The sequence below is a fragment of the Hydrogenophaga borbori genome (assembly GCF_003417535.1).
GTDB classification, from domain to species: domain Bacteria; phylum Pseudomonadota; class Gammaproteobacteria; order Burkholderiales; family Burkholderiaceae_C; genus Hydrogenophaga; species Hydrogenophaga borbori.
The window spans coordinates 459428-475016 of record NZ_QVLS01000001.1 but is presented as its reverse complement, the minus strand read 5'-3'; the positions used below and the strand labels follow the sequence as shown (position 1 = coordinate 475016).

15 protein-coding genes are annotated in these 15589 nt (G+C 70.1%); 5 read left to right on the top strand and 10 right to left on the bottom strand.

Annotated features, from left to right (window positions below):
- Window positions 1-5: 5 nt before the first annotated feature.
- From DY262_RS02260 to DY262_RS02245, 4 genes are read right to left on the bottom strand one after another with little or no spacing between them, the layout of a single operon-like run.
- Window positions 6-1142 (bottom strand): succinylglutamate desuccinylase/aspartoacylase family protein, encoded by a 1137-nt coding sequence (locus DY262_RS02260; protein WP_116957345.1) that lies wholly within the window; start codon window positions 1140-1142, stop codon window positions 6-8.
- 10 nt (window positions 1143-1152) lie between these two features.
- The gene (locus tag DY262_RS02255; RefSeq protein WP_116957344.1) at window positions 1153-1866 is read right to left on the bottom strand and encodes an ABC transporter permease; all 714 of its coding nucleotides are present in this window, start codon (window positions 1864-1866) and stop codon (window positions 1153-1155) included.
- Between the two features lie 4 nt (window positions 1867-1870).
- Window positions 1871-2557: an ABC transporter permease gene (locus DY262_RS02250; protein ID WP_116957343.1), complete on the bottom strand. Its 687-nt coding sequence runs from the start codon at window positions 2555-2557 to the stop codon at window positions 1871-1873.
- 23 nt (window positions 2558-2580) lie between these two features.
- Window positions 2581-3426 (bottom strand): ABC transporter substrate-binding protein, encoded by an 846-nt coding sequence (locus tag DY262_RS02245; protein WP_116957342.1) that lies wholly within the window; start codon window positions 3424-3426, stop codon window positions 2581-2583.
- 262 nt (window positions 3427-3688) lie between these two features.
- On the opposite strand from DY262_RS02245, the gene DY262_RS02240 reads away from it, so the two are divergent.
- A complete protein-coding gene (locus DY262_RS02240) occupies window positions 3689-4510 on the top strand; it encodes a phosphate/phosphite/phosphonate ABC transporter substrate-binding protein (RefSeq protein ID WP_116957341.1) in 822 nt (273 codons plus the stop codon).
- 63 nt (window positions 4511-4573) lie between these two features.
- Here the strand turns inward: DY262_RS02240 and DY262_RS02235 are convergent, their stop codons facing one another.
- Entirely contained in the window at window positions 4574-6964 is a 2391-nt protein-coding gene (locus tag DY262_RS02235; RefSeq protein ID WP_116957340.1) for a heavy metal translocating P-type ATPase, read from the bottom strand.
- Window positions 6965-7116: 152 nt separating this feature from the next.
- Here DY262_RS02235 and DY262_RS02230 point away from each other — a divergent pair, with 152 nt between their 5' ends.
- Window positions 7117-7308 carry a heavy-metal-associated domain-containing protein gene (locus DY262_RS02230; RefSeq protein WP_116957339.1) on the top strand — a complete coding sequence of 64 codons (192 nt, stop codon included), beginning with the start codon at window positions 7117-7119 and terminating at the stop codon, window positions 7306-7308.
- Between the two features lie 46 nt (window positions 7309-7354).
- Here the strand turns inward: DY262_RS02230 and DY262_RS02225 are convergent, their stop codons facing one another.
- From DY262_RS02225 to DY262_RS02210, 4 genes are all read right to left on the bottom strand, one after another.
- Complete coding sequence (locus DY262_RS02225) at window positions 7355-7714, bottom strand: copper-binding protein (protein WP_116957338.1); 360 nt, start codon at window positions 7712-7714, stop codon at window positions 7355-7357.
- A 38-nt stretch (window positions 7715-7752) separates the two neighbouring features.
- On the bottom strand, window positions 7753-8241 hold the full coding sequence (locus DY262_RS02220; RefSeq protein ID WP_116957337.1) for a cupredoxin domain-containing protein: 489 nt from the start codon (window positions 8239-8241) through the stop codon (window positions 7753-7755).
- Window positions 8242-8302: 61 nt separating this feature from the next.
- A complete protein-coding gene (locus tag DY262_RS02215; protein ID WP_116957543.1) occupies window positions 8303-9673 on the bottom strand; it encodes a multicopper oxidase family protein in 1371 nt (456 codons plus the stop codon).
- A gap of 19 nt (window positions 9674-9692) precedes the next feature.
- Window positions 9693-10796, bottom strand: a complete 1104-nt coding sequence (locus DY262_RS02210; RefSeq protein ID WP_147326157.1) for a TolC family protein — start codon at window positions 10794-10796, stop codon at window positions 9693-9695.
- 142 nt (window positions 10797-10938) lie between these two features.
- On the opposite strand from DY262_RS02210, the gene DY262_RS02205 reads away from it, so the two are divergent.
- Window positions 10939-11625, top strand: coding sequence for a heavy metal response regulator transcription factor (locus DY262_RS02205; protein WP_116957335.1), 687 nt, complete (start codon window positions 10939-10941; stop codon window positions 11623-11625).
- Window positions 11612-12985, top strand: coding sequence for a heavy metal sensor histidine kinase (locus tag DY262_RS02200; protein WP_116957334.1), 1374 nt, complete (start codon window positions 11612-11614; stop codon window positions 12983-12985). The genes DY262_RS02205 and DY262_RS02200 overlap by 14 nt, the downstream gene beginning before the upstream one ends.
- A 24-nt stretch (window positions 12986-13009) precedes the next feature.
- Here the strand turns inward: DY262_RS02200 and DY262_RS02195 are convergent, their stop codons facing one another.
- A complete protein-coding gene (locus DY262_RS02195) occupies window positions 13010-13291 on the bottom strand; it encodes a CopK family periplasmic copper-binding protein (RefSeq protein WP_116957333.1) in 282 nt (93 codons plus the stop codon).
- 137 nt (window positions 13292-13428) lie between these two features.
- On the opposite strand from DY262_RS02195, the gene DY262_RS02190 reads away from it, so the two are divergent.
- Window positions 13429-15588, top strand: coding sequence for a copper-transporting P-type ATPase (locus tag DY262_RS02190; RefSeq protein WP_116957332.1), 2160 nt, complete (start codon window positions 13429-13431; stop codon window positions 15586-15588).
- Window position 15589: the final 1 nt, after the last annotated feature.

Sequence of the window (15589 nt, the reverse complement as noted above, 5' to 3'; positions counted from 1 at the left end):
CAGGGTCAGGCACCGAGCAGGTGGCCGGTGCGGAACGGGGTGGCGCCGGCGATCTTGCCGATCTCGCCGCCGGCGACGACGTAGCGCTCGCCGATGGCCGCGTAGAGCACGCCCGCCACACCAGCGGTGATTCTGTGCACGCGCGAGGCGCCAGGCGCGGTGGGGTCGATGACCTCGGCCACCACCTCGCCGACGGCCAGGGCATCGCCCGGGCGCACGCAGAAGGCCACCACGCCGGCCACCGGGCTGTGCAGGGTCTCGGAGCCGGCCAGCGGCGTGGCCTCGCAACTGGGCCGGGGGATGGTGGGGGCGGGCCCGTCGATCACGCGCAGGTGCAGCAGGTAGTCCATCAGGGCCTTGGCGTCGATCCGCGCGTTGTCGTGCGAGACGTCGGCCTCGCCGCGCAGCTCCACCGTGGCGCTGGCGCAGGCCTGGGGCAGCGGATGGTGGATGCCCTGCGCGCGCAGGCGCTCGGCCAGGCGCCACCACAGGCCCGAGAGGGTTTCGTCGAAGGGCTCGCCGCCCGAATCGCGCGCCAGCAGCACGGCGCGGCAGCCCAGCAGCCAGGCCAGCGGCGCCAGCGGGGCCCAGCAGGCCTCCTCGGCGTACAGGTGCAGCGCGGCTTCCCAGTCGCAGTGCAGGTCCAGCACCACGTCGGCGTCGTGCGCCAGCAGGAAGAGCTGGCGGCGCAGGCTGTCCAGCTCGGTGGCGGGCCGCCAGTCGCGCAGCCAGCGGGTGGCGGCGGCGCGCACCAGGGCCACGTTGGCCTGCGGGTCGGGGCCCAGGCGGTCGCGCAACTCGTCGAACAGCGCGTCCGCCAGGTTCGGGTAGTGGCGGTTGAAGTTCTGCGCCGTGCCGAATTCGAAACGGCCCATGGCGCGGTGGTTGAGCCGCTGCGTCAGGCCGATGGGGTTGGCCGCCGGCACCAGCACCACCTGGCCGCGCAGGCGGCCCTCGCGTTCGGCGGCCTCCAGCTGGGGGCGCAGGTGGTGCGCCACCAGCATGCCGGGCAGCTCCTCGGCGTGCAGGCTGGCCTGCAGATAGACCTTGGGCCGGGCGTCTTCGGCGCCATAGCGGAACGACACCAGGTGCTTCTGGTGGCCCAGGCTGGGACTCAGCAGGGGGTGTTCGGTCCGTTCCATGCGTTCCCCGTCAGTGCGTGCGCGGCGCCAGGTGCGCGAGGAAATGCCGCTCGCCGAGCTTGAACAGGCCCACCAGGGTGAAGGTGATGGTGAGGTAGATGCCGGCGGCGAAGATGTAGGCCTCGAAAGGCAGGTAGTAGTCGGAGTAGATGCGGCTGGCGGCGGCGGTCACGTCCAGCATGGCCGGCACCGCACTGGCCAGGCTGGTGCCGTGCAGCATCATCACCACCTCGTTGCTGTAGGCCGGCAGGGTGCGCCGCATGGCGCTGGGCAGCACGATGCGGCGCAGCGCCTGCCAGCGGCCCATGCCCATGGCCTGCGCGGCCTCGATCTCGCCCGGCGCCGTCTCGCGGATGGAACCTGCGAGCATTTCGGCCGTGTAGCCGGCGGTGTTGAGGGCGAAGGCGAGCAGGGCGCAGAAGAACGCGTCCTTGAACATCGTCCAGGGCCAGATGTCGTCCCAGCGCGCCTGGATCCACTCGAGCTGGGCCAGGCCGTAATAGATCATGTACATCTGGATCAGCAGTGGCGTGCCGCGGATCACGTAGGTGTACGCGCCGACCAGCCAGCGCAGCGGCGCCGGCCCGTGGGTGAGCGCCAGGGCAAACACCACGGCCAGCACGCCGCCGATGGCCAGGCAGGACAGCAGCAGGCTCAACGTGGTCAGCACGCCCTGGCCATACATGGCGAGGTGGGCCGGTTCGAAGATGACTTCCCAGCGCATGGTGTCAGTGGGTCAGCCGCTTGACGCCCAGGCTGAAGCGCCGGTTCACCCAGCGCAGCGCCCACAGCGAGACCGTGGTGTAGATGAGGAACAGCGCCGCCGCGAACAGGAAGAAGGTGAAGGGCTCGCGCGTGGCCGCGCTGGCCTGCTTGGCCAGGTAGGTCATCTCGTGCAGGCCGATCAGGCTGACCAGGGCCGTGGCCTTGATGAGCACCAGCCAGTTGTTGGTGAAGCCCGGGATGGCGTAGCGCACCATCTGCGGCGCGGTGATGCGCACGAAGGTGCGCACGCGGCCCATGCCGAAGGCCCAGGCCGCTTCCATCTGCCCGCGCGGGATGGCCAGGATGGCGCCGCGGAAGGTCTCCGTCATGTAGGCGCCGTAGATGAAGCCGATGGTCAGCACGCCCGCCGCGAAGGGGTTGATGTCCACCGAGCGGCGGCTGCCCAGGGCCTCGAGCAGGTGGTTCAGGCCGATGGTGCCGCCATAGAAGATGAGCAGCATCAGCACGAGTTCGGGCACGCCGCGCACCAGGGTGGTGTAGGCGGTGGCCAGCCACACGAGCGCGCGGCGGCCCGACAGCTTGGCCGCCGCGCCCGCCAGGCCCAAGAAAATGGCCACCACGAGGGCGGCCAGTGAGACGCCCACCGTGAGCAGGGCGCCTTGCAGGATGGACTGGTAGTAGCCGGACAAACCGCGCTCGGTGGGCTGACCGCTTACTTGCCGTAGACGTCGAAGTCGAAGTACTTCTTGGCGATCGTCTCGTAGACGCCGTTGGAGCGGATCGTCTTGATGGCGGCGTTCAACTCATCCTTGAGCGCGGTGTCGTCCTTGCGCAGGGCCACGCCCACGCCGGTGCCGTAGTACTTGGGATCGTCCAGCACGGGGCCCACGAAGCCGTAGTCCTTGCCCTCGGGCTTGCGCAGGAAGCCGCCGTTGACCTCCACCTGATCGGCCACGGTGCCGTCGAGGCGGCCGGACTTGATGTCCAGGTAGACCTGGTCCTGGGCCTCGTAGGGAACGATGCTCACGCCCGCGGGCTTGAGCTCGCCCAGGGCGTACTTCTCTTGCGTGCTGCCCTTGAGCACGCCCAGCTTCTTGCCCTTGAGCGAGGCGGGCTCGGTGTAGGCGGTGCCGTTCTTGACGACGATGCGGCTGGGGGTGAAGTAGTACTTGTCGGTGAAGTCCACGACCTTCAGGCGCTCCTCGGTGATGGACATGGAGCTGATGATCGCGTCGTACTTCTTGGCCTGCAGGCCGGGGATCATGCTGTCCCAGACCTGTTCGACGTAGACGCACTGGCGCTTGATTTCCTTGCACAGGGCGTCAGCGATGTCGACGTCGAAGCCGGTGGGCTTGCCGTCGGCGGTCTTGAAGGTGAAGGGTTCGTAGGTCGGGTCGATGGCGACCTTGAGCTCGGGCAGGGCGGCCGGAGCGGGCGCTGCAGCCGGCGCGGCGGCGGGCGCGGGAGCGGCTGCCGGGGCGGGGGCCTCTTCCTTCTTGCCGCAGGCCGACAGGGCCAGGGCGCCGGCGAGGGCGGAATACAGGGCAAGGTGCTTCATGAGACATCTCTCGGTTGCCGCCCGCCCGGGCCATCCGGGCGGTGCGAAGTAGGCGGGATTGTAGGTCTGAGCTTCTGGGGGGCTGGCTCCAAAGAGGGCGTGGTTTCCCGGGGCCGGTGGCGCCTGCGGGACGTCAGCAAGATGCAAGCCAGACGGCGGTTTCCCCGCCATGAACGGAACCCGCCGCCCGCGCCATCGGCGATACATTCGTTCATTCCAATATGCTGAACCGGCCAGGGTATCTGGCCGCCGCGCCGCCACCATGCCACTGCATACCCGACTCATCGCCCTTGTGCTTCCCCTGTTGATGGCCGGCGCGGCGCGGGCCGCGGAACCGGAGTACACGCTGGCGGTCAGCGAAGGCACCTCGGGCGGGCTGGACCACGCGCGCGCCACCGCCAAGTACGCCGGCCTGGCCGAGGCCCTGGGCCGGGCGCTGAAGGGCAAGGTGACGGTGGTGTTCGCGCGCGAATTCGCGCTGCTCGCAGATGGCCTGAAGGCCAAGCGTTTCGACCTGGCGCTGGCCCGGCCCAGCGACTACCCGGCGCGCGCCATGCGCGACAACGGATACCGTTTCGTCGCCAGCGCCAAGCCCGAAGGCCAGTGCCTGATCGTCACCCGCAAGGATTCGCCCCTGCAAAACCTTGAGGAAGCCAAAGGCAAGCGCTGGGTGCTGCCGGAGCAGGTGTCGTATATGTCGCGCTTTTGCAATGCCGAGCTGCGCGACCGGGGCATCCCGCTCAAGGCTGAGAAGGTGCAGTTCGTGCGCGAGCAGGGCGCGGTGCAGTTCTACCTGGAGCACAAGCTGGCCGACGTGGGCGGCGTGGCTTCCTATTCGGGCGTGGCGCGCTCGCTGGACAAGGCCGGCCTGCGCGTGCTGCACCGCAGCGTGATGCAGCCGTACTCCCCCATGGTCGCCGGCCCGCGCCTGACGGCCGAGCAGCTGCAGGCCGTGCAGGCCGAACTGCGCGCCATGGACCAGGCCGACGCCGGCCGCGGCGTGCTCAAGACCCTGGGCATCCAGGGCTTCGACACCGGCACCGGGCCGCGCGTGCTGAGCCTGCTGGAGTGGCTCGGGTCCTGAGGGCCATCCCTTTCAAGGTCTTGATCCGGCCCACGCCCGAGGGCATCGGGCACCCTCACGGTTTCAGCGCCGCCAGCCGCGCAGCAGCAGGGCGTTGCTCACCACGCTCACGCTGCTCAGGGCCATGGCGGCGCCCGCCACCATCGGGTTGAGCAGGCCGGCCGCCGCCAGCGGGATGCCGATCACGTTGTAGGCGAAGGCCCAGAACAGGTTCTGGCGGATCTTGCGGTAGGTGCGGCGCGAGATGTCGATGGCGTCGGCCACCAGGGCCGGGTCGCCGCGCATCAGCGTGATGCCGGCCGCGTGCATGGCCACGTCGGTGCCGGTGGACATGGCGATGCCCACGTCGGCCGAGGCCAGCGCCGGGGCGTCGTTGATGCCGTCGCCCACCATGGCCACCGCATGCCCGCCCTGCTTGAGCTGGCCGACGATGCCGGCCTTGTCGGCGGGCAGCACCTCGGCCTCGATGCGGCCGATGCCCAGGCGCTGGCCCACGGCCGCCGCGCTGCCGCGGTTGTCGCCGGTGAGCATGACCGTGCGCACGCCCATGCCGTGCAGGCGTTCCACGGCGCGGGCGGCGCTGGCCTTGGGCGCGTCGCCGAAGGCCAGCAGGCCGACCAGGCGCGGCGCCTGCGTCACATCAGCCAGCCAGGACACGGTGCGGCCCTCGTCCTGCAGGCGCTGCGCCTGCGCGGCCAGGGCCGAGGTGTCCACGCCCAGCTCCTGCATGAAGCGCGGGCTGCCCAGGCGCAGCGCGTGGCCATCGACCTCGGCCGACATGCCACGGCCGGGCACCGCGCTCACCTGGCTGGCCGGCCGCGGCGTCAGGCCGGCGGCCTGGGGCGACTCCAGCACGGCCCGCGCCAGCGGGTGTTCGCTGCCGGCCTGCAGCGCCAGGCTCCAGGGGATCAGGCGGTCTTCCTGGCCCGGCGCGGCCAGGGCGGACACCAGCTGGGGCCGGCCCTCGGTCAGGGTGCCGGTCTTGTCGAAGGCCACGGTGTCCACGCGGTGCGCCACCTCCAGCGCCTCGGCGTCCTTGATCAGGATGCCCTGGCGCGCGGCCACCCCGGTGCCGGCCATGATGGCCGTGGGCGTGGCCAGGCCCAACGCGCAGGGGCAGGCAATCACCAGCACCGCCACCGCGTTGAGGATGGCGCGCTCCCAGTCGCCCGCGAGCACGCCCCAGCCGACCAGCGTGATCAGCGACAGCAACAGCACCACCGGCACGAACACCGCGCTCACGCGGTCCACGATGCGCTGGATGGGCGCCTTCTTCGCCTGGGCCGACTCCACCATGCGCACGATGCGCGACAGCGTGGATTCGGCGCCGACGGCGGTGGTCTGGACCTCCAGCAGGCCTTCGGCGTTGACCGCGCCGCCGGTCACCTTGTCACCGGGGTGCTTGGCGATCGGCAGGCTCTCGCCCGTGATGAGGGACTCGTCCACCTGGCTCGCGCCGCTGAGCACGGTGCCGTCCACCGGCACCCGCTCGCCGGGGCGCACGATCACCACGTCGCCCACCTTCACGCGGGCCAGCGGCAGGTCCACGTCGCCCTGGGGCGTGCGCACGCGCGCGATCTCGGGCTTGAGCGCGTTGAGCGCCGCGATGGCGGCCGTGGTCTGGCGCTTGGCGCGCGCTTCCAGCCATTTGCCCAGCAGCACCAGGGTGATGACCACCGCCGAGGCCTCGAAATACAGGTGCGGCGCGCCATGCCCCTGGTGGCGCAGCAGCAGGTAGACGCTCAGGCCATAGCCCGCGCTGGTGCCCAGGGCCACCAGCAGGTCCATATTGCCGGTGCCCGCGCGCACGGCCTTCCAGCCGGCGCGGTAGAAGCGCGCGCCCAACCAGAACTGCACCGGCGTGGCCAGGGCCAGCTGCAGCCAGCCATTGAGCGTCCAGTCGCTGCCGGACAGCATGGCCACCATGGGCAGCACCAGCGGCAGCGACAGCAGGGCGGCCAGGGCCACGGGCCACCAGGGTTCGCCACCGCCCTTGTGGGCGCCGGGCGCGGCCGACGCCTGATCGTCGTGGGGCAGGGCGGCGTAGCCGGCCTTTTCGACGGCCGCCATCAACTGCGCCGCCGTGGCGCCGGTGGCGCGCACGCTGGCGCGCTCGGTCGCCAGGTTGACCTCGGCCTCGCTCACGCCGGGCACGGCCTTCAGGGCCTTTTCGACCCGGCCCACGCAGGAGGCACAGGTCATGCCCTCGATCTCGAATTCAAACTGTTGCGCGGCCACCTGGTAGCCGGCCTTCTCGACGGCCGCGACCAGCTGGCTGGCGGCCGCCGGTGCGGCGGCACTGACCGAGGCGGTCTCGGTGGCGAGGTTGACGCTGACCTCGCTCACGCCGGGCACGGCTTTCAGGGCCTTCTCGACCCGGCCCACGCAGGAGGCGCAGGTCATGCCCTCGATGGGCAGGCGGTACTCGGTCAGGGGCGGCGCAAGGGAGTTCATGGCGGTCTTCCAGATGAATTGACGTGGAAACCCAATGCTCAGGCCTGACATGGTGTCAAGGTCAAGCCTGTGCACGACGGGCCGCGCCGCTTGACCTTGCCACGGTGGCAAGGCCTACCGTGAAACCTCCATCCACTTTCACGGAGATTGTCGTGCACGAATTCCAACTGCCCTCCATGACCTGCGGCCACTGCGCGGCCCGCGTCAACCGGGCGCTGAAACAAGCCGACCCCGCCTGCGCCGTCGAGGTCGACATGGCGCAGCGCAGGGTCGTGGTCAAGAGCCATGAGGACCGCGCGGTGCTGGCCGAGGCCCTGGCCGACGCCGGCTACGCCCCGGCCTGAGCGGTGGCCGCCGAGGCCCGTGGTGGCGACGGGCCTCGGCGCGGCTTCAAGGCTTGAGTGGCTTGATGGACTCGACCACCATCTGGCCCTTGTCCTGCACGGCGGTGAACTGCACCTTGTCGCCCACGGCGATGCCGTCCAGCATGGCCTTGTCGCGCACGACGAAGACCATGGTCATGGGCGGCATGTCCATGTTCTTGATCTCGCCGTGGCGCAGGGTGATCTTGCCGTTCTCCTTGTCGACGCGGCGAACCTCGCCCTCCACCAGCGGGTGGTTCTGCTGCATGCCCATCGTGGCGCCCGAGCCCATCCTGCCGTGGTCCATGCCCTGCGCGAACGCGGGCGGGGCGAGCGAGAGCAGGGCGGCGAGGGCGCCCGACGCGAGGGCAGGGACGATCTTCTTCATGGGGGTGCTCCTGAAAGGGGAATCGGACAGCCGCCGGCTCACTGGGCCACGACCTTGATCTTGCCGACCATGCCGGCCTCGTAGTGGCCGGGCAGCAGGCAGGCGAAGTCGAATTCGCCGGCGCGGTTGAACCGCCAGACGATCTCGCCGCGCTGGCCGGGGGCCACGTGCGACATGTAGGGCTCGTCGTGCTCCATGCCGGGGAACTTCTTCATCAGGGCCGCGTGCTCGTCGAGGTCCTTCTTGGTGCCCAGCACGAACTCGTGCATCACCTTGCCGGCGTTGTTGTGCACGAAACGGATGGTCTCCCCTTGGCGCACCTCGAGCCTGTCGGGCGTGAAGCGCATGGCATCGGTCATGCCGATCTCGATGGTGCGGGTCACGGCCTTGGCCTCGCCGGCGATGCCCCAGGGCTTCTGCTCCATCCTGACCGGCCCGGCGGGCTTGTGGTCTTCGTTGCCATGGGCAAACGCCAGGCCGGTGGTCGAGGCCAGGGAAAGCAGCAGGGCCGCGGTGCGAAACGTCATGAAAGGCTCCAGTGGTGTTGAACGGCAAACAGGGGACAAGAGGGCAGATCCGCCCAAGGGCTCAGTGGTGCTGGCCGTGCCCCGGCTTCACCACCGTGGCGTCGGCCTGACCCGGGGGCGTGGCCGCGCGCGGGGCCGCGGGCGTGGCGCCGGTCCATTCATGAGCGACGGTGCCCTGCGGAAACGGGTAGGGACCGGGGTCCTTGTAGTCGCCGGGCTTCTGGTCCTTGCGGACCTTGAACACGCTGAACATGCCGCCCATCTCGATGGGGCCGAACTGACCGGTGCCGGTCATCATGGGCGCGGTGTTGTCCGGGAGGGGCATCTGCATCTCGCCCATGTCGGCCATGCCGCGCTCGCCCATCACCATGTAGTCGGGCACCACGCGCTGCAGCTTGTTCACCAGGCCGCGGTGGTCCACGCCGATCATGGTGGGCACCGCGTGGCCCATGGCGTTCATGGTGTGGTGGCTCTTGTGGCAGTGGAAGGCCCAATCGCCTTCCTCGTCGGCGATCAGCTCGATCTGGCGCATCTGGCCCACGGCCACGTCGGTGGTCACCTCGTACCAGCGGGTGGCGGTCGGGGTGGGGCCGCCGTCGGTGCCGGTCACCTGGAACTCATGGCCGTGCAGGTGGATGGGGTGGTTGGTCATGGTGAGGTTGCCCACGCGGATGCGCACGCGGTCGTTCAAGCGCACGTTGAGCGTGTCGATGCCCGGGAAGATGCGGCTGTTCCAGCCCCAGATGTTGAAGTCGGTCATGGTGTTGACCTTGGGCGTTCGGCTGCCGGGCTCGACGTCGAAGGCGTTGAGCAGGAAGCAGAAGTCGCGGTCGACCTCGCTGATGTGCGGGTGCCTGGCCTTGGGGTGAGTGACCCAGAAGCCCATCATGCCCATGGCCATCTGCACCATCTCGTCGGCGTGCGGGTGGTACATGAAGGTGCCGGGCCGGCGGGCCTCGAACTCGTAGACGAAGGTCTTGCCCGCCGGAATGTGGGGCTGCGTGAGGCCACCCACACCATCCATGCCATTGGGCAGGCGCTGGCCGTGCCAGTGGATGGTGGTGTGCTCGGGCAGCTTGTTGGTGACGAAAATGCGCACGCGGTCGCCCTCGACGACTTCGATGGTCGGCCCCGGGCTCTGGCCGTTGTAGCCCCACATGTTGACCTTGAAGCCGGGCGACATCTCGCGCACCACGGGCTCGGCGACCAGGTGGAACTCCTTGACGCCGTTGTTCATGCGCCAGGGCAGGCTCCAGCCGTTGAGCGTGACCACGGGGTTGTAGGGGCGGCCGGTGTTGGGCACCAGCGGCGGTGCGGTGTCGACGGAGGTCTGGATGATGGGCTCGGGCAACGCGGCGAGCGCCGAGCGGGCAACGCCCAGGCCGGCCATGGTGGCGGCGGCGCCGGCGAAGAATTGACGACGGTTGTTCATGTTGCGCTTCAAGGGGGGGTCAATGACCGGCCGCGGAGGCATCGCCGGCGGCGGCGCCACCGGGCACGACGAAGGCCGTGGGTTCGCCGCCCTGCAGCACCCACATCAGGTCGGTGTCGGCGAGCCAGTAGTCGCGTACGGCGGCGATGGTCTCGCGCTGCGATTGCGCATGGGCCTGCACCTCGGTGAGCAGCTCCCACACGCTTTTGAGCATGCCGTTGTACTGCAGCACGCTTTCGTCCACGATCAGCTGGCGCTGGGCCATGACGTCGTCGCGCAGTCCGCGCGCCACGGCCAGGGTGGCGTCGCGCGAGGCGAGCGCCTGCCCGAAGTTGGCCTCGGCCTTCCACTGCTCCACGCGGGGCAACTGGGCTCTGAGGTCGGCCAGTCGGGCGCTCAGTTCAGCGGGGGACGGCGTTTGTCGGGGCAGGTCCGGCAGGGTGTCGGGCAGCGCCAGGCGTTCGTGCACGCCGTTGAGCTGGAGGGTGTGGAGCAAGGCGCGCTCCGACTGCCGCGCGGCCACGGCGGCCTGCTGCAGCGCGCGCCGTTCGGTGGCCAGGCCCAGCTCGACGCGGCTTTGCTGGTAGGCGCTCCAATTGCCCACCTTCACCATGCGCCGGCCCAGCTCGGCGGCGGCCTCTGCCGCCTCCAGCGAGGCGCGCTGCAGTCGCGCGGCCTGCCGGTCCGCCACCGCGCGCAGCCAGGCGCGGCGCGCCTCGGCGGCCACCTCGAAGACCTCGCCCACGCCGTCGATGCGGCGCTGGTGGCGCGCGTCCACCTCGTGCCAGCGGCCCTGGGCGATGCGCGCCACGTTGTCCTCGCCCAGCCGGGGCAGCAGCTTCTGCAGTTCCAGGTGCGGTCGCCAGGCCAGGCGCGTGGCCGCTTCCAGGGAGGGCACGGGGAAGCCAGCGGCGGCGGGGTCCGGGGCGTCTGTCGCCCCATGGGTCGCCTCCCACTTGAGCAGGTCCGCGTGCCCGCGCTGGAATTGCCCGACGGCCTCGTTGGCCGCCTTCCAGTCCGAAGACTGCTCGACCGCCGGCTGGGCGCTGGCCACGGCCGCCGTGGCCAGGACCACCACGGACACCAGAGCCCTGGGCCCGCGCTGGCTGAATGGATGCTTCACTCAACGACTCCTTTGATGGATGGGATCGGCGGGTGGATTCTTTGGCCCGGGCGGGAACAGCGGTCTGTCGACCCCATTACAGATTTGTCATGTTGGGGAATTTCGCGACCCGCATGGCACACTCGTTTCAACCCTGTCGACCATGAAGATTCTGATCGTTGAAGACGAGGCCCACACGGGCGAATACCTGCGCCAGGGCCTGCGCGAGGCGGGCTACTTCGTCGAACTCGCGCGCAACGGCGTCGACGGCCTGCACGAAGCCACCGAAGGCGGCTACGACCTGCTCATCCTGGATGTGATGCTGCCCGGCATCGATGGCTGGTCGCTGCTGCAATCGCTGCGCCGCAAGAACCCGCGCGTGCCGGTGCTCTTCCTCACGGCACGCGACAGCGTGGAAGACCGGGTCAAGGGCCTCGAGCTCGGCGCGGACGACTACCTCGTCAAGCCGTTCTCGTTCTCCGAGCTGCTGGCGCGCGTGAAGTCCATCCTGCGGCGCGGCGCGGCGGTGCAGGACGCCACCTCGCTGCAGGTGGCCGACCTCCACCTCGACCTGGTGCGCCGGCGCGTCACGCGCAAGGGCCAGCGCGTGGACCTCACCGCCAAGGAATTCGGCCTGCTGGAGCTGTTCATGCGCCGGCACGGCGAGGTGCTGCCGCGCACGCTCATCGCCTCCATGGTCTGGGACATCAACTTCGACAGCGACAGCAACGTGATCGACGTGGCCGTGCGCCGCCTGCGCGCCAAGATCGACGACGGCTTCGACCTGAAGCTGCTGCGGACCGTGCGCGGCATGGGCTACGTGCTCGAAGACCCCCATGAAGCGGCCTGAGGCGTCGGCGGTGTCGCTCACGTTTCGCCTGACGGCGCTGTTCGCGCTGGTGGTCGGCGCGGTGTTCTCGGGATTGGGCTATGTGGTCCACCGCGAAACGGCGGCGCACTTCGTCGAGCTGGACCAGGCGCTGCTGCGCGACAAGCTGACCCTGATCCGGGGCATCGCCGAGCGCAGCGCGGACCTGCCCGACCTGGCGGCCCGCCTCAACGCCGCCCTGCGTGGGCACGAAGGCCTGCTGCTGCGGATCGTCGCGGCCGACAACGAGATGGTTCGCCTCGGCGACGTCGAGCCGCCCGCGGCCTTGCGCGACGCGAGCGAGGGCCTGTCCTGGTCGGACGGCGACATGAGCTACTACGGCGAGTTCTTCACCCTGCCGCTGAGCTGGAGCAGGGACACCGACCTCCAGGTCTTCGCCGCCGTCGACACCCACCACCACCGCCACTTCCTGGCGCTGCTGCAGCGCAAGCTGCTGATCTGCATCCTGCTGGCCATCGCAGCGGGCACGCTGCTGGGTGCGGTGGCCGTGCGGCGCGGCCTCAAGCCCCTGCTGGCCATGAAGCACCGGGCCGAGCGCGTGAACGCCCAGGATTTCACCGAGCGCATGCCGGTGGCCAGCCTGCCGATCGAGATGCGCGGCCTGGCCGGCTCCATCAACGACATGCTCGACCGCCTGCAGCGCGACTTCGATCGCCTGAGCGCCTTCTCCACCGACCTGGCGCACGAGTTGAGGACACCGCTGAGCAACCTGCTGACCAATGCCCAGGTGACGCTGGCGGTGCCGCGCGGCGGCGACGAGTACCGCGCCAGCCTGGAAGTCATTTCGGAAGAGCTGCAGCGGCTGGCCAAGACCGTGTCCGACATGCTCTACCTGGCCAAGACGGAGAACGTGGCCAGCCTGCCGAGCGTGGAAGACGTGGACCTGTGCGCCGAAGCGCGTTCGCTGATCGATTTCTACGAGGCCGTGGCCGACGAGAAGGGCGTGCGCTTCAGCCTGAGCGGCGAGGCGAGGGTGCGCGGCGACCGGCTGATGGTGCGCCGCGCGATCGGCAACCTGCTGTCCAACGCCGTGCGCCACGCGCCGCCCGGGGACCAGGTTGACCTGCGGATGGTGCTCACCGAGCGCTGGGCGCAGCTGCGGGTGAGCAACACGGGCGAGCCGCTGTCGGCCGATCAGCGGCGGGCGATGTTCGACCGCTTCTTCCGCCTGAGCCAGGGGCGCCAGCGGCTGGAAGGCGAGGGCGTGGGGCTGGGCCTGCCCATCACCCGGGCCATCATGTCCAGCCACCGGGGCGAAGTGGATGTGCAGTGCGAGCACGGCCGCATCCACGTCACCCTGAGCTTTCCCCGGCAGGCCTGAGGGATGCCGATGCGGCGCTGGACCTCAGTTGGTGTGCCCCTTCTGCAGCAGGTGGTTCAGGCGAGCGACCTCGTTGCTGTTGGCCGTGATCGTGCGGCCGTCGGCCGTCTGCAGGGTTTCGCCCGCCTTCAGGTACACGGCGCGCCCGTACTGGTTTTCTCGGGCCATGCGGCCGTCTTCGAAAACGTAGAGGACTTCGCCGTTCTTCAGCGGGACCATTTCCTTGGCGGTGGCCCGGGCGGCATCACCCGCGAAGGCCGAAGCGGCGCTGAGGGACAGGGCGAGCACGAGGAAACGAGCGTTCATGGGGACTCCTTGGAGATTCCCGGTGCGCGGAGGCGGACCAGGGCACGGGGGTGCGCGGTGGAAGGTAAGCCCCGGGGCATGACGCGAGGGCGTCCGCGCCATGACGTTTGTGTCAGACGGATTGACCAGGAGAGGCCATGAACCACGACCACCACGGGCATGCGCATGGGCAGGCCGCGGCGCCGCAGGCGCCCGCGCCGGCCGGCACCGTCTACACCTGCCCCATGCACCCCGAGGTGCGCCAGGACCACCCCGGCACCTGCCCCATCTGCGGCATGACGCTGGAGCCGCTGATGCCCAGCCTGGAGGAGGGCAACCCCGAGCTGGACGACTTCCAGCGCCGCTTCTGGTGGACCCTGCCGCTCACGGTGGTCGTCACCGCGCTGGCCATGCTGGGCCACCGCTGGCTGGGCCTGGATATGGCGCTGCAGAGCTGGGTCGAACTGGTGCTCTCGCTGCCGGTAGTGCTGTGGGCGGGCGCGCCCTTTTTCCGGCGGGGCTGGTCGTCCATCGTCCAGCGCAGCCCCAACATGTGGACCCTGATCTCCCTGGGCACCGGTGCGGCCTTCGTCTACAGCCTGGTGGCCACCGTGGCGCCGGGGCTGTTCCCGGATTCGTTCCGGGCCATGGGCCGCGTCGGCGTGTACTACGAAGCGGCGGTGGTCATCATCTCGCTGACGCTGCTGGGCCAGGTGCTGGAGCTCAAGGCCCGCTCGCAGACCTCGGCAGCGATCAAGTCGCTGCTGGGGCTCAGCCCCAAGACCGCCCGCCGCATCCGGGCCGATGGGTCGGAGGAGGACATCCCCATCGAACACGTGCACGTGGGCGACCGGCTGCGCGTGCGTCCCGGCGAGAAGGTGCCGGTGGATGGTGTGGTGGTCGAAGGCCGCAGCGGCGTGGACGAGTCCATGCTCACTGGCGAGCCACTGCCCGTGACCAAGGGCGTGGGCGCGGCCCTGATCGGCGCCACCCTCAATACCAGCGGCGCGCTGGTGATGCGCGCCGAGAAGGTGGGCGCATCCACCGTGCTGTCGCAGATCGTGCAGATGGTGGCCCAGGCCCAGCGCTCCAAAGCACCGATGCAGAGCCTGGCCGACCACGTGGCGGGCCGCTTCGTGGTTGCGGTGGCCGCCATCGCCGTGCTGACCCTGCTGGCCTGGGGCGTCTTCGGTCCGGAGCCGCGCTGGACCTATGGCTTCATCAACGCCGTGGCTGTGCTCATCATCGCCTGCCCGTGTGCGCTGGGCCTGGCCACACCCATGTCCATCATGGTGGCCACGGGGCAGGGCGCCAAGCGCGGCGTGCTGTTCCGTGACGCCGCGGCCATCGAGAACCTGCGCAGGGTCGACACCCTCATCATCGACAAGACCGGCACGCTGACCGAAGGGAGGCCGGCCTTCGAGCAGGCCGTGCCGACCCCGGGGTACACGCCAGACGAGGTGCTGCAGCTGGCCGCCAGCCTGGACCAGGGCAGCGAACACCCGCTGGCCGACGCCATCGTCTCGGCGGCCCGCGCGCGCGGCCTGGCGCTGGACGCGCCGGAGCGCTTTGACTCAGGCTCCGGCATCGGTGTGACGGGGCGGGTGGGTGGGCGGGCGCTGGCGCTGGGCAACACGGCCTGGATGCAGGCGCAGGGCGTGGCCGTCGACGACCTGCTGCCGCACGCCGAGCCCTTGCGCGCGCAGGGCGCCAGCGTCATGTACCTGGGCGTGGACGGCCGCGCGGCGGGCCTGCTGGCCGTGTCCGATCCGGTGAAGGCGAGCACGCCGCAGGCCCTGGCCTCGCTGAAGGCCGCGGGGCTGCGCATCGTCATGGCCACGGGCGACGGACTGACCACGGCGCGCGCGGTGGGCGAGAAGCTGGGCATCGCCGAGGTGCACGGCGAGGTCACGCCGCAGGACAAACTGTCGTTGGTGGAGCGCCTGCAGCGCGAGGGACGGATCGTGGCCATGGCCGGCGACGGCATCAACGATGCGCCGGCCCTGGCGCGGGCCGACGTCGGCGTGGCCATGGGCACCGGCACGGACGTGGCGATGAACAGCGCCCAGCTCACCCTGGTGAAGGGCGACCTGCGCGGCATTGCCATCGCCACCGGTCTGTCGCACGCGACCGTGACCAACATGCGGCAGAACCTGATGTTCGCCTTCCTCTACAACGCCATCGGCATCCCGATCGCCGCCGGCCTGCTGTACCCCTTCACCGGCTGGCTGCTGTCGCCCATGATCGCGGCGCTGGCCATGAGCCTGAGCTCGGCCTCGGTGATTGCCAATGCGCTGCGGTTGGGCCGGGCGCGGTAGT

Bases quoted from the DNA above. Each gene is read 5' to 3' on its own strand.
- DY262_RS02195 (WP_116957333.1), bottom strand. From the start codon at position 13,291: ATGAACGCTCGTTTCCTCGTGCTCGCCCTGTCCCTCAGCGCCGCTTCG.
- DY262_RS02200 (WP_116957334.1), top strand. From the start codon at position 11,612: ATGAAGCGGCCTGAGGCGTCGGCGGTGTCGCTCACGTTTCGCCTGACG.
- DY262_RS02235 (WP_116957340.1), bottom strand. From the start codon at position 6,964: ATGAACTCCCTTGCGCCGCCCCTGACCGAGTACCGCCTGCCCATCGAG.
- DY262_RS02245 (WP_116957342.1), bottom strand. From the start codon at position 3,426: ATGAAGCACCTTGCCCTGTATTCCGCCCTCGCCGGCGCCCTGGCCCTG.
- DY262_RS02260 (WP_116957345.1), bottom strand. From the start codon at position 1,142: ATGGAACGGACCGAACACCCCCTGCTGAGTCCCAGCCTGGGCCACCAG.
- DY262_RS02215 (WP_116957543.1), bottom strand. From the start codon at position 9,673: ATGAACAACCGTCGTCAATTCTTCGCCGGCGCCGCCGCCACCATGGCC.
- DY262_RS02220 (WP_116957337.1), bottom strand. From the start codon at position 8,241: ATGACGTTTCGCACCGCGGCCCTGCTGCTTTCCCTGGCCTCGACCACC.
- DY262_RS02225 (WP_116957338.1), bottom strand. From the start codon at position 7,714: ATGAAGAAGATCGTCCCTGCCCTCGCGTCGGGCGCCCTCGCCGCCCTG.
- DY262_RS02240 (WP_116957341.1), top strand. From the start codon at position 3,689: ATGCCACTGCATACCCGACTCATCGCCCTTGTGCTTCCCCTGTTGATG.
- DY262_RS02205 (WP_116957335.1), top strand. From the start codon at position 10,939: ATGAAGATTCTGATCGTTGAAGACGAGGCCCACACGGGCGAATACCTG.
- DY262_RS02255 (WP_116957344.1), bottom strand. From the start codon at position 1,866: ATGCGCTGGGAAGTCATCTTCGAACCGGCCCACCTCGCCATGTATGGC.
- DY262_RS02190 (WP_116957332.1), top strand. From the start codon at position 13,429: ATGAACCACGACCACCACGGGCATGCGCATGGGCAGGCCGCGGCGCCG.